Source organism: Aeromonas sp. s12 (assembly GCF_040907925.1).
In the GTDB taxonomy this organism is placed as follows: domain Bacteria; phylum Pseudomonadota; class Gammaproteobacteria; order Enterobacterales; family Aeromonadaceae; genus Aeromonas; species Aeromonas veronii.
This window is the reverse complement of record NZ_JBFOCT010000013.1, coordinates 127,331-140,610: the sequence shown is the minus strand read 5'-3', so window position 1 is coordinate 140,610 and position 13,280 is coordinate 127,331. Positions and strand designations below refer to the sequence as shown.

12 protein-coding genes are annotated in these 13,280 nt (G+C 60.2%); 10 read left to right on the top strand and 2 right to left on the bottom strand.

Features of this window, described 5'->3' with window-relative positions; genetic code table 11:
* Window positions 1–3: 3 nt before the first annotated feature.
* A complete protein-coding gene (locus AB5Y67_RS06070; protein ID WP_005361981.1) occupies window positions 4–507 on the bottom strand; it encodes a NifB/NifX family molybdenum-iron cluster-binding protein in 504 nt (167 codons plus the stop codon).
* 758 nt (window positions 508–1,265) lie between these two features.
* Between AB5Y67_RS06070 and AB5Y67_RS06065 the strand changes: the two genes are divergently transcribed.
* The 10 genes from AB5Y67_RS06065 (at window position 1,266) to AB5Y67_RS06020 (ending at window position 12,660) form a co-directional block, all read left to right on the top strand.
* A complete protein-coding gene (locus AB5Y67_RS06065) occupies window positions 1,266–3,176 on the top strand; it encodes a fructose-specific PTS transporter subunit EIIC (RefSeq protein WP_199428676.1) in 1,911 nt (636 codons plus the stop codon).
* A 575-nt stretch (window positions 3,177–3,751) separates the two neighbouring features.
* Window positions 3,752–5,158, top strand: coding sequence for a hexose-6-phosphate:phosphate antiporter (uhpT, locus tag AB5Y67_RS06060; RefSeq protein ID WP_005334609.1), 1,407 nt, complete (start codon window positions 3,752–3,754; stop codon window positions 5,156–5,158).
* Between the two features lie 219 nt (window positions 5,159–5,377).
* Window positions 5,378–5,683: a PTS fructose transporter subunit IIB gene (locus tag AB5Y67_RS06055; RefSeq protein ID WP_005334611.1), complete on the top strand. Its 306-nt coding sequence runs from the start codon at window positions 5,378–5,380 to the stop codon at window positions 5,681–5,683.
* Complete coding sequence (locus tag AB5Y67_RS06050; RefSeq protein ID WP_199428675.1) at window positions 5,683–6,450, top strand: PTS sugar transporter subunit IIA; 768 nt, start codon at window positions 5,683–5,685, stop codon at window positions 6,448–6,450. The genes AB5Y67_RS06055 and AB5Y67_RS06050 overlap by 1 nt, the downstream gene beginning before the upstream one ends.
* Before the next feature lie 130 nt (window positions 6,451–6,580).
* Complete coding sequence (rluE, locus tag AB5Y67_RS06045; RefSeq protein WP_199428674.1) at window positions 6,581–7,504, top strand: 23S rRNA pseudouridine(2457) synthase RluE; 924 nt, start codon at window positions 6,581–6,583, stop codon at window positions 7,502–7,504.
* Window positions 7,504–7,995 (top strand): NUDIX hydrolase, encoded by a 492-nt coding sequence (locus tag AB5Y67_RS06040; protein ID WP_042082454.1) that lies wholly within the window; start codon window positions 7,504–7,506, stop codon window positions 7,993–7,995. Before rluE ends, AB5Y67_RS06040 begins: the two co-directional genes overlap by 1 nt.
* A gap of 157 nt (window positions 7,996–8,152) precedes the next feature.
* The gene (gene mnmA, locus AB5Y67_RS06035; protein WP_005353619.1) at window positions 8,153–9,259 is read left to right on the top strand and encodes a tRNA 2-thiouridine(34) synthase MnmA; all 1,107 of its coding nucleotides are present in this window, start codon (window positions 8,153–8,155) and stop codon (window positions 9,257–9,259) included.
* A 23-nt stretch (window positions 9,260–9,282) separates the two neighbouring features.
* A complete protein-coding gene (hflD, locus tag AB5Y67_RS06030) occupies window positions 9,283–9,897 on the top strand; it encodes a high frequency lysogenization protein HflD (RefSeq protein WP_005334622.1) in 615 nt (204 codons plus the stop codon).
* Between the two features lie 122 nt (window positions 9,898–10,019).
* Window positions 10,020–11,390 carry an adenylosuccinate lyase gene (purB, locus tag AB5Y67_RS06025; protein ID WP_047434256.1) on the top strand — a complete coding sequence of 457 codons (1,371 nt, stop codon included), beginning with the start codon at window positions 10,020–10,022 and terminating at the stop codon, window positions 11,388–11,390.
* A 139-nt stretch (window positions 11,391–11,529) separates the two neighbouring features.
* Complete coding sequence (locus AB5Y67_RS06020; protein ID WP_005334626.1) at window positions 11,530–12,660, top strand: cupin domain-containing protein; 1,131 nt, start codon at window positions 11,530–11,532, stop codon at window positions 12,658–12,660.
* Window positions 12,661–12,723: 63 nt separating this feature from the next.
* Here the strand turns inward: AB5Y67_RS06020 and AB5Y67_RS06015 are convergent, their stop codons facing one another.
* Window positions 12,724–13,245: a GNAT family N-acetyltransferase gene (locus AB5Y67_RS06015; RefSeq protein ID WP_042082457.1), complete on the bottom strand. Its 522-nt coding sequence runs from the start codon at window positions 13,243–13,245 to the stop codon at window positions 12,724–12,726.
* Between the last annotated feature and the right edge of the window lie 35 nt (window positions 13,246–13,280).

Genomic DNA, 13,280 nt, shown 5'->3' with positions numbered 1-13,280 from the left:
TGCTTACTCTTCACAACATTTCTTGTGGTTGCGCTGACGGTTACCCTGACAGCCCTGCTGTTGTCCGGAGGCTGACTTGCAGCAACCCCCTTTGCCAAGGCGGCCACGGGGAGCGCATTGACGGCTTCCCTTGCCGTGATGGCCAGCCCCCTCGGCGCAGCGCGATGCACTGCCCTGTTCAGCGGATGTCAGCTCGGTCAGATTGCCCGACTCATTGCTCAGCATGTCAGCCATAGCGAGACGCCCCTGACTGGCCTGATAGACGGCAAGCCCACTGCCCAGCAGCTTGCCAAGCATCTTGCTACCGATATTTTTCAGCACGATACGACGGGCTCCCTGCGCCTGAAGCAGCTCCGCCAACGCACTTTTGCACTCGTTGCCAGCCACCGGATTGGCGATCTCTGCCAGGGTGCTCCCCTGTTCATCTACGAATACAAAGCGCTCTGCCTTGGCAAAATGTCCTGCGATATGGTCGTCATTCATCGGAATGGCTGTGATGATGGTCATTTGACCTCCTGCTATCACTGTTGATATTCCGGCCCTGCCCCTTGCCACTCTGCATTAGTCCCCTTGTTCAGGATCTTCCCGCAGGCTTGCCGGTTGGCATGGCCATGTTCCCAGCCTCTTGCAGCAACCAGATGAAGAGCCGTACGCATCAACTTTTACTGGTTTAGTCACGCATCATTCGGCTCGATAAGCGTCTGATCATGATGCCGCCGTAATTGGCATATGCCATGTATACGCTCAGTTTATGGCATATGCAACAAACTATTTTTTCCAACGAAGAGGTTTGGGGACTCATTAAAGCTCGCCCTGGCATCATTCCAGGGCGCGCCAACCCGCTATTCGCGAGGGCAAAAGGCAGGGGGAGAAATGGCGCATAAAAATCCTAATCCGCCCGGCGAAATGGCGACTTTTTGTGAGAAGGGTCACATCTGATGGCACCGTTTAACCACATATAAATCCAGACCCTGCTGATGATTAATTTATTGACATGGCGCATTACAAACCTGACGGTGAGCCTGACATCAATTCATTTATCTGTTTTTAAAGAAAAAATGGATGGTCGGCTGAAAATGGCGAGTCCTGCCTGAAAACGGGATCTTCATCACATCTCGTTTTTCTTCGCACAAAAATCCAGTGATTAGCACATTTGTCCGATAGGGAGGGTACGGGCGAGCCGCGATAATGATCAGGTCATTTTTATCCAGTACGTCGATACGTACTCACGCATAGCTTCCGTCACCGGAAGCGGGGAGAGCGCCATGATCACCACCTTGATCAATGAACATCTGATCAACCTCGATTTGAAAGCGACGCGTAAGGAAGAGGTCTTCACCGAGATGGCCCGCCTGCTGGCGTCGCAAGGCAAGGTCAGCGACGAGCAGGCCTTTATCAAGGATCTGTGGGCCCGCGAAGAGCTGGGCAACACCGGCTTTGAAGAGGGCGTGGCCCTGCCCCACGCCAAGAGTGCGGCGGTATGCAACCCGGCGGTCGCCATCGGCATCAGCCGCAACGGCATCGACTACGGCGCCGAAGATGGCAAGCCGTCCCATATTTTCTTCATGATCGCCTCCCCCGATGGCGGCGCCAACCACCATATCGAGGTGCTGGCCGAGCTCTCCGCCAAGCTGATCGAAGAGGGCTTTATCGCCAAACTGCTGGCGGCCAACACCCCGGCCGATGCGCTGGCGCTGCTGCTGGCCAAGAAAGAGGAGCAGAGCGCGGCACCGACCACCAGCAAAGGCTTTATCATCGGTGTCACCGGCTGCCCGGCCGGAATCGCCCACACCTATCTGGCTGCCGAGTCGCTGGAGCGCGCCGCCAAGGAGCTGGGTTATGAGGTGAAGGTGGAGACCAACGGCTCCATCGGCGTCAAGAACAGCCCGACCGCAGACGAGATCGCCCGCGCCACCGCCATCGTGGTTGCCTGCGACAAGCAGGTGGACATGGCCCGCTTCGCTGGCAAGCCCCTCATCAAGACCGGCGTAAAAGCCCCCATCAAGGATGGCAAGGGTCTGATTGAGCAGGCTCTGAAAGCCCCCGCCTATGTGGCAGACAAGGATGAGAAGAAGGGTGACGAGAAGCGCGCCAGCGGCGGCAGCTCGGATCTCTATCGCTACCTGATGAACGGCGTATCGCACATGATCCCGTTTGTAGTGACAGGTGGTCTGTTGATTGCGCTGGCACTGGCCATCGGCGGCAACCCGACCCCGAGCGGCATGCAGATCCCGGAAGGGAGCATGTGGAACCAGATCCTCAACGTGGGCGTGGCCGCCTTCACCCTGATGATCCCCATACTGGCGGGCTATATCGCCTACGCCATCGGCGATCGTCCGGCGCTGGCACCGGGCTTTATCGGCGGCTGGATCGCCAACAACGGCAGCTTCTACGGCGCGGATGCCGGTACCGGCTTTATCGGTGCCATCATTGCGGGCCTCCTGGTCGGTTATCTGGTGCGCTGGATCGCCACCCGTCAGTACCACAAGATGGTGCAGCCGCTGGTGCCGATCCTGATCGCCCCCATCGTCGGGTCGCTCTTTATCGCTGCGGTCTTCATCTTCATCATCGGTGCCCCGATTGCCGACATGATGACCGGCCTCAACGCCATGCTGCTCTCCATGAGCGGTGGCAGTCTGGTGCTGCTGGGTATCGTGCTGGGTGGTATGGCCGGCTTTGATATGGGTGGCCCGGTCAACAAGGTGGCCTTCCTCTTCTCCGTCGGCATGATCGCCTCCGGTCAGACCCAGTTTATGGGTGCCATGGCCTGCGCCATCCCGGCTGCGCCCCTTGGCATGTCGCTGGCGACCGTGCTCGGTCGCAAGCTCGGTATCTTCGATGCTTCTGAAATCGAAGCGGGCAAAGCCGCCGGTGCCATGGGTCTGGTGGGTATCTCCGAAGGGGCGATTCCGTTCGCCGCCCGTGACCCGCTGGCCGTGATCCCGGCCAACATTCTGGGCAGCATGACCGCCGCTGTGATGGCCTTCCTGTTCGGCATCACCAACAGCGTTGCCCACGGTGGCCCCATCGTGGCCCTGCTGGGCGCCGTCAACAAGCCGCTGCTGGCCCTGCTCTGCATGATCTGCGGTGCCATCGTCACAGGCGTGGTCGCGGTTGCCCTGAAAAAACTGCGGGTCAAGAAGAGTGACGAGGTGACCCTGGCCAAGGCGGCCTGAGAGCCCCTCGCCATCGCGGCTCGTAGAGCATAAAAGAGGCCACCCCACGGGGTGGCCTCTTGTTTTTGGGATGGCTGGCGAGCCGTATTTCCCAATATCGCCCCCCGAGAAATAGTGGTCGATAAGCACTCTTCCTCGTCTATCCCTTCACCTCTCTCCTTGCCTTTCCTTGGCTCCCTTCTGACCTCTCCCCTCCTCAGCCCAGACCTTACACAAAGCGCCAAACTGGCTGAAATGGCAGCAATCTGGCGTCAGCGGTGTGATGTTTCTCACGCTTTGTCCGCGAAAGCGCAAAAACTAGGAAAATTTCCTAGCCCCACTAGGGATGGCTCTCAAGCCATTTTTTGCCCCTCTTATTAGAGTCACCCCACCTGATGTCGTGACCCGCACCGCGACGGGCAATGCGCCCCGTCATCCCGTGCCGGGCCCGGGTTTATATGGATGGAGCGTCGAGCGCAGCAACGGCTGACAGCCCCGACGTTCCGTTCCCCCTTCCGTGGCGTGACCTCGAACAACCTATCTACAAATGAGGGGCGCGGCGGAAATACCGTCTATCTCGCAGAGGATGAACGAAGATGTTGAAATTGCTCCAACAGGTCCGGGTCCCCACCCTGGACCTGCCGGTCGAAGCCCGGCGCAAGCTCTGGTTCAAGCCGTTTATGCAATCTTATCTGGTTGTATTTATTGGCTATTTGACCATGTATCTGATCCGCAAGAACTTCAACATTGCGCAAAATGACATGATCCAGGAGTACGGTCTCTCCATGACCGAGCTCGGCATGATCGGCCTTGGCTTCTCCATCACCTACGGGGTGGGCAAGACCATCGTCTCCTACTATGCCGACGGCAAGAACACCAAGCAGTTCCTGCCGCTGATGCTGATCCTCTCCGCACTCTGCATGCTGGGCTTCAGTGCCAGCATGGGCGGCACCGGTTTCAGCCTCTACTTCATGATCTTCTTCTACGCCCTGAGCGGTTTCTTCCAGAGCTGTGGCGGTTCGTGCAGTTACTCCACCATCACCAAGTGGACCCCTCGCAACAAGCGCGGCACCTATCTGGGTATGTGGAACCTCTCCCACAACGTGGGCGGTGCAGGTGCAGCCGGTGTGGCGCTGTTCGGTGCCAACTACCTGTTCGATGGCAACGTGCTCGGCATGTTTATCTTCCCCTCCATCATCGCGCTGATCGTCGGCTTTATCGGCCTGCGCTTTGGTAGCGATTCACCGGAAGCCTATGGTCTTGGCAAGGTGGAAGAGCTGTTTGACGAAGTGGCGAGCGAAGAGGATATCGCTACCGAAGAGCAGAAGCTGACCAAGTGGCAGATCTTCGTGAAGTACGTGTTGCTCAACAAGGTGATCTGGCTGCTCTGCTTTGCCAACATCTTCCTCTACGTGGTGCGTATCGGTATCGACCAGTGGTCCACCGTCTATGCACACCAGGAGCTGGGATTCTCCAAAGACGTGGCTATTCAGGGCTTTACCTTCTTCGAAGTGGGCGCTCTGGTCGGCACCCTGATGTGGGGTTACCTCTCCGATCTGGCCAACGGCCGTCGTGGTCTGGTTGCCTGTGTGGCACTGGCGCTGATCATCGCCACCCTGGGTCTCTACCAGCATGCGACCACCCAGTTTATGTTCCTGGGTTCCCTGTTCACCCTGGGCTTCCTGGTGTTTGGCCCGCAACTGCTGATCGGCGTCGCCGCCGTGGGCTTCGTCCCCAAGCAGGGCATCAGCGTAGCCGATGGCGTCAAGGGCACCTTCGCTTACCTGATTGGTGACAGCTTCGCCAAACTGGGTCTGGGCATGATCGCCGATGGCACCCCCATCTTCGGTCTGACCGGCTGGACCGGCACCTTCGCGGCGCTGGATATCGCAGCCGCCGCCTGTCTGGTGCTGATGGGTTGTGTCGCGGTCGCCGAGGAGCGCAAGATCCGCCGCATCAAGCGCGAACTGAAAGCCGCCGAGCTGGCTGCCCAGACCGCCTGATAGCCATAACAACAGACGCAGATTGATCTGGGCCACCCACAGGGGTGGCCCTTGTTGTTTGGGGAAAAACCACTTCCGGCTGGCCCGGCATGAGCCTGCACTACCGTTCAAGGGGCAGGCATATCCCCATCAAGATCCCACTTTTCATATGCGCTTTTGGTAAAAGCCCCCCACTGGCGCTATCTTGTTGCTCCCCCTTGTCAGCATCACAGAGAGCAGATGAAGATCGTCGCCGTCACCGCTTGCCCGACCGGTATCGCCCATACCTATATGGCTGCCGATGCCCTGCAAAAAGCCGCCACTGGGCTGGGACTCAAGATCAAGGTCGAGACTCAGGGCGCCATGGGCATGGAGAACATGCTGACCGCCCGCGATATTGCCAGCGCCGACCTGGTGCTGATTGCCTCCGATATCGAGATTGAGCAGAAAGAGCGCTTCCTCGGCTGCACCATCCATCAGGTGAGACTGGAAACCGTGCTGCTGGATGCCAACGCCGTACTCAAGGCCCTGCCGATCCCGGCCTGATGCTGACCCGCGAAATCACCTTCTACTGCCAGCAGGGGTTGAGCATCACCCAGGCCAAGCAGTTGAACCGGCTGGCGAGGATGTTCAAATCCACCATCCGCTGCGCCAACCTCACCCGGCGCCAGATCGTTGCCGCCAGCAACCAGCTCTCCCTGTTGACCCTCGCCACCCAACCCGGCGATCTCTGCCAGTTGCAGATTGAAGGGTGCGATGCCGAGCTGGCCCACATGGCCTTTACCTGTTGGTGCGGGGAACTGGGTCAACCACTGGTGCGCCCGCGCACCGCCGCGCTGGCGGAGTTGCGACTGGCCAACGCCCTGCCCGACTACCATTTTGCCCTGCGCCAGCTGGCCTACAACCCCGAACCGCTGACCAAAGCCGAAGCGCTCGAGCATCTGATCGATCTGCTGCCCGTCGAACTGGTCACCGACCGCGCCACACTGACCGCTGCGGTAGAGCGGCGCGAGCAGGTCTCGGCCACCATCATCCGCCCCGGCCTTGCCATGCCTCATGTATTGAGCGAAGGGATCAGCCAGCCAGCGCTGACTCTGCTTAGCTGCAAGGAGCCCATCGAGTGGGGCTCTCAAATCGGGCAGGTGCAGACCATTATTCTGCTGGCGGTGCCGACCGGCTGCGGGCGGGAGACTCTGCGCCCCCTCACCCGACTGGCGCAGGCGATGATCGAGGATGTGGTCAGCCACGCTCTGTTGCAGGCAGGCTCGGCCCCCGCCCGTCAGGCTATCGTGATCGAGAGCCTGCTGAGCTAGGCGAAATCGAGAGCCTGCTGCGCTAGGCGAATTAGCTCTGGGCGCTGTTTGTTGAAACCCCAGCCATTCATCCTGCCCTCAGCACCCTGTGGTACACTCGCTGCCATCGTCTGTCTGAAGTGTGTATCCGATGAAATCTCCCCGCTCCCGTCTCTCTGTCATCCGTGCGCCGCGCGATAACGCCCCGCGCACGGCGGCCAAACCAGCAGCCCCCCGCCATGCTTCCCCCCGCAAACCGGAGCTGGCCCCAGCGGATCGCAAATTGCTCCTGCTGAACAAGCCCTATATGGTGCTCTGCCAGTTCACCGACGAGGCGGGCCGCGAGACTCTCAAGGATTACATCAAAGAGCCCGGCATCTACGCCGCAGGGCGGCTCGATCGCGACAGCGAGGGGCTGCTGCTGCTCACCAACGATGGAAAGCTGCAGGCGCGCCTCACCCAGCCGGGGGAGAAGACCCCCAAGACCTACTGGGTGCAGGTGGAAGGGATCCCGAGCGAGGAGAAACTGGCCGCCCTTCGCGCCGGGGTGGAGCTCAATGACGGCATGACCCTGCCCGCCGGGGCGCGCATCATGGATGAACCTGCGGTGTGGCCGCGCAATCCGCCCATTCGCGAGCGCAAGGAGATCCCCACCAGCTGGCTGGAGATCAAAATCATCGAGGGACGCAACCGACAGGTGCGGCGGATGACCGCCCATATCGGCCACCCCACCCTGCGCCTTATTCGCTACGCCATCGGTGACTGGACCCTCGATGGACTGGCACCCGGCGAGAGCCGCAGCCTGCCCGCCCCCGAGCTGGCGCCGCTCTCCAACAGCCGCCCACGTCCCTCCTCATCCCGTTCAGGCGCTCATACCGCCAAACCGGCCAAACCGACAGGGGAGGCACCACGGCGGCCCAGCCAGCCGAGACGGGACGAGCGCCCCCGCACCACTCACCCAACCGAGCGTTCAACTTCAAACCCGACCAGCGGCAAACCCCGCAGCAGTGGTCGAGGAACGGCACGCCGACCGGCCCGAGCGGGCAATCCCAATAGCAACGACAAGGAGTCATGATGAGCAATCAGGCAGAGCAATCGACCACCAGTCACGCCCGCATGGAGGCGCGCCTGACGGTCGCCGCCCTGGTGCAGTGGCAGGGGCGCTTTCTGGTGGTGGAAGAGGAGATAAAAGGCCAGCGCCGCTTCAACCAACCCGCCGGCCATGTGGAGCCGGGAGAAAACCTGCTTGAAGCGGCTTGCCGCGAGCTCAAAGAGGAGACGGGTCTGACCGCCACGCCGACCGCCTGGCTTGGCACCTATCTGTTCAAACCGGCCGACAGCGAGGCCACCTATGTGCGCACCGCCATCATCTTCGACCTTGAAAAAGCGCCCGGTCAACACCATCCAGAGGATCCTGACGGTGATGTGCTGGCTTGCCACTGGCTCACTCTGGAAGAAATAGCGGAATGCAAACCGGCCCTGCGCAGCCCCTTGGTATGGCAGTGCATTCAGGATTATCTGGCGGGGACACGGCTGCCACTCTCGGCCCTCAAGGCCTTTATCTGAGGCCATTTGACACTCTTTTTCGGTGACAAAGGCCAACAACAGAAAAACGATTTCCTGCTATCAGGCTCCTGATGGGAACTGCGGCATGGATATGTGACCGGGGGCGCAAAACTCTGGTAGAATATGCCCCGTTTAAACGAACTGGTAACTTCGACTAATGACAGACAACAGCCAAATCAAGGTGATCGTCGGCATGTCCGGCGGCGTGGATTCTTCCGTCTCGGCCTACCTGCTCCAGCAGCAGGGATATCAGGTCGAAGGCTTGTTCATGAAGAACTGGGAAGAAGACGACACGGACGAGTACTGCTCTGCCGCCCAGGATTTGGCTGATGCCAAGGCCGTCTGCGACAAGCTGGGGATGAAACTCCACACTATCAACTTCGCGGCCGAGTACTGGGACAATGTGTTCGAGCACTTCCTCGAAGAGTACAAGGCTGGCCGCACGCCAAACCCGGATATCCTGTGCAACAAGGAGATCAAGTTCAAGGCGTTCCTCGAATTTGCCGCCGAAGAGCTGGGTGCCACCTACATCGCCACCGGCCACTATGTGCGCCGTGACGACAGCACCGGCCGCCCGCGCCTGCTGCGCGGTCTCGATACCAACAAGGATCAGAGCTACTTCCTCTACACCCTGAGCGAGAAGCAAGTGGGTCAGAGCCTGTTCCCGGTTGGCGATCTGGAAAAGCCCGAGGTGCGCCGCATCGCCGAGCAGCTCGATCTCATCACCGCCAAGAAGAAAGACTCCACCGGCATCTGCTTTATCGGTGAGCGCAAGTTCAAGGACTTCCTGGCCAAGTTCCTGCCCGCCCAGCCCGGTAAAATCGAGACCGTGGATGGCAAGGTGATCGGCGAGCATCAGGGGCTGATGTATCACACCCTGGGCCAGCGCAAGGGGCTCGGCATCGGTGGTCGCAAAGATGCCACCGAAGAGGCCTGGTATGTGGTCGACAAAGAGGTCGAGCGCAACGTGCTGGTGGTGGCGCAGGGCGAACATCCCCGCCTCTACTCCGATGGCCTGATTGCCAGCCAGTTGCACTGGGTGGATCGCACCCCCATTCGCGAGCCGCGTCGCTGCACCGTCAAGACCCGCTACCGCCAGCAGGATATCCCCTGCCTGATCCAGCCCATCGACGACGAGACCATCCGGGTCATCTTCGACGAGAAACAGGCTGCGGTGACCCCGGGCCAATCCGCCGTCTTCTACGACGGGGAAGTGTGTCTGGGCGGCGGCATCATCGAACAACGTTTCAGCCATCCGGTTTGAATCCTTAACAGAAGGCAGCAGACGTGAGCGATAAATTCCAAGACAGAACCATGGCCTTTGCCGGCATCTGCCAGGCCGCGTATCTGGTGCAGAAGGTGGCCCGAGACGGCAGCTGTGACGAGGCCGCCCTGCGCGAGAGCCTCTCCAGCATTCTGGTGACCAACCCGAGCCAACCGCTCGAGGTGTTCAACAACACCCATCTGGCCATTCGCGACGGCTACCGTGCGCTGGTCGAGCAGCTGGGTGCCGACGGCAGCCAGAAGAATGCCGAGCTGACCCGCTACGTGGTAAGCCTGATTGCACTGGAGCGCAAGCTGGCCAAGCGCAAGGACATTCTCAACATGCTGGGTGAGCGGATCAGCCAGATTGGCCGCCAGCAACAGCACTTCGATCTGCTCGACGAGCAGATTTTGGCCAACATGGCGAGCATCTACAGCGATCTTATCAGCCCCATCGGGCCACGCATCCAGGTGGCGGGTACCCCGCTGTTCCTGCAGCAACCGCTGGTGCAGCACAAGGTGCGCGCCCTGCTGCTGGCGGGCATTCGTGCCTGCGTGCTGTGGCGTCAGCTCGGTGGCAGCCGCACCCAGATCATCTTCGCTCGCAAGAAGATGGTGGAGCTGGCCAAGCGTTACTAATCATTGGCTTGCGCGCAGGCAGAGGGAGGACAAGGTGAACAGCCGCACATCAGCCTTGATACACCCCGACCGGCGCGCAAGTGAATACGGATCCCCCACACCAATCATCAGGAGTTCACCCCATGGAGCTGTCCGCGCTGACTGCTGTTTCCCCGATTGACGGTCGTTATGGCGACAAGGCCGATGCCCTGCGCCCTATCTTCTCCGAATTCGGCCTGCTGCGTTTTCGCGTTGAAGTCGAGGTTCGCTGGTTGCAAAAACTGGCCAGCCACGCCGGGATCCCGGAAGTCCCTGCCCTGAGCGCGGCCGCCAACGCCCTGCTCGATGGCATCGTCAGCAACTTCAATGAGAGCGACGCCGCCCGCATCAAACAGATCGAGCGCACCACCAACCATGATGTGAAAGCGGTGGAGTACTTCCTCAAAGAGAAAGTCGAAGTGAACCCGGAGCTGGCGGCTGTCAGCGAGTTCATCCACTTCGCCTGTACCTCGGAAGACATCAACAACAACTCCCACGGTCTGATGCTGAAAACCGCTCGCGAGGAGGTAATCAAGCCTTATTGCGAAAAGCTGATCAGCGAGCTCAAGCGCCTGGCTCACGAGTATCGTGACATGCCGCTGCTCTCCCGTACCCACGGTCAGCCGGCGACCCCGAGCACCATGGGCAAGGAGATGGCCAACGTCGCCTACCGTCTGGAGCGCCAGTTCAAGCAGATCATGGCGGTGGAGATCCTCGGCAAGATCAACGGTGCGGTCGGCAACTACAACGCCCACCTTAGCGCCTACCCGAATGTGGACTGGCACCAGTTCTCCGAGGAGTTTGTTACCTCCTTGGGCCTGACCTGGAACCCCTACACCACCCAGATCGAGCCGCACGACTATATCGCCGAGCTGTTCGACGCCATGGCCCGCTTCAACACCATCCTGATCGACTTCGACCGCGATGTGTGGGGTTACATCTCCCTGGGTCACTTCAAGCAGCGCACCATCGCCGGTGAAATCGGCTCCTCCACCATGCCGCACAAGGTCAACCCCATCGACTTCGAGAACTCCGAAGGCAATCTGGGTCTGGCCAACGCTGTGTTCCAGCATCTGGCGAGCAAGCTGCCCATCTCCCGCTGGCAGCGTGATCTGACCGACTCTACCGTGCTGCGCAACCTGGGTGTGGCGGTGGGTTACTCCCTGATTGCCTATCAGGCGACCCTCAAGGGCATCTCCAAGCTGGAAGCCAACGACGCCGCCATGGCCGCCGATCTGGACGCCAACTGGGAAGTGCTGGCCGAGCCGATCCAGACCGTGATGCGCCGCTACGGTATCGAGAAGCCCTACGAGAAGCTCAAGGAGCTGACCCGTGGTCGCCGCGTCGATGCCGAAGGGATGCGTACCTTTATCGACACTCTGGAGTTGCCGGAAGCGGTCAAGGTTGAGCTGAAGAAGCTGACCCCGGCCAACTACATCGGTGACGCCCAGCGTCTGGTTGATCTGCTGAAGTAAGCCAACCGGCAGTGACGAAGGGGCCCTGTGCACGATACGCCACAGGGCCCCTGTTATTTTCCCTGCCACGGCAGGATCCCGAGTGGCTTTTCCCAAGCCCGCCTTGGGCAAAACCTCTTTGCGAGACACGAGAAACAGCATGTACGAACTCAATCTGGATATCGCTCACTTCCTCGAGCACTACTGGCAGAAGCGCCCGCTCCTTATCAAGGGCGGCTTCACCGACTTTCAGGATCCCATCAGCCCGGACGAGCTGGCGGGTCTGGCCATGGAAGAGGTGGTAGAGTCCCGCCTCGTCACCCGTTTCGACGGCAAGTGGGATGCGGCCCACGGCCCCTTCGAATCCTACGACCATCTGGGCGAAGAGAACTGGACCATTCTGGTACAGGCCTGCAACCACTGGGCCCCCGAGGTGAACGAGCTGGCGGTGCCGTTCCAGTTCATTCCGGGCTGGCGCTTTGACGATGTGATGGTAAGCTTCTCCACCCCTCACGCGGGTGTCGGCCCCCACATCGACAACTACGATGTGTTCATCACCCAGGGGCTGGGCAAACGCCACTGGCGGGTTGGCGATGCCAAGCCGCTCAACGAGTTTGCCGCCCACGCCGCCCTGCTGCACTGCGAGCCGTTCGAGGCTATCATCGACGTCATCATGGAGCCGGGTGACATTCTCTACATTCCGCCCGGATTCCCCCACGAAGGCTACGCCATCGAGCCCTCCATGAACTTCTCGGTGGGTTTCCGCGCACCAGATGCCAAGGCGCTTATCTCCTCCTTTGCCGATCATCTGATCGACAACGAGGTGCGTACCGAGCGTTATGGCGATGCCGATCTCAAGCCCCGTGCCCGTCACGGCGAGATCCAGCCCCACGAGCTGCACCGTCTGCGCGAGCTGATGCAGCAGGCCCTCGATGACGAGACCCTGTTCAAGGAGTGGTTCGGCACCATGATCTCCGAGGCCAAGCACGATCTGGATGTCAATCCGGTCGAGCCGGACTACAGCGCCGAGGAAGTGGCCGACCTGCTGACCCAGGGCGAACCTGCCATCAAGGTGCCGGGTCTGCGCACCGTCTGGTTCAGCGGCGAGAGCCAGCAGTGCTTCATCGACGGCGAAGCCTGGACGCTGCAGAGCGAAGATGCGGCCGCCATTTCGCTCCTGTGTGACAAAGACATCATCACTCAGGCCGACATGGTGGAGCTGGCCGATCAGGCTGGCTTCCTGCAACTGCTGACCCGTCTGGTCAACCGTGGTTACTGGTTCTTCAACTAACCTGACTGGCTGATAGAGATGAAAAAGGCGCCATCAGGCGCCTTTTTCACAGATGTCGACCATTCACACCTCGAGCGGCTCTTCGTCAGGCAGCTCGTCAAACAGCGGGTGATAGAGCACCTCACCCTGCACACCCGCAAAACCGCGCTCCTGCAGCTCCATCGCCATAAAGCAGTCGGCAGGCACCTCATAGATGCAGTGGAGGCCAAACTCGCTGGCCGGGCGGAAACCGAAACGGCTGTAATAGGCCGGATCCCCGAGTACTACCACCCCTTTCCAGTCCATCTCGAGCGCCGTATCAAGCCCTTCACGGATAAGATCCGAGCCAATCCCCTGGCCTTGCCAGTCGGGATGAACCGCAACCGGCGCCAGACCAAGCCAGGGCCCTTCCATGCCGTTAATGGTGATCGGGCTTAGCATCAGGTGCCCCATGAACTCGTACTCTTCCTCTTCGACCATGGTCACTACGGCAGCACCACATTCGCGCAGGCGGTTGACCAGTTCGGCCTCATCGGAACGACCGAAGGCGGCACTCAGCAGCTCATAGACCGGCAGCATGTCACCGGGGCGCTCGGTTCTCAACATCAGGTATTACTCCTCGTACAGCAGAGCGGGCATTA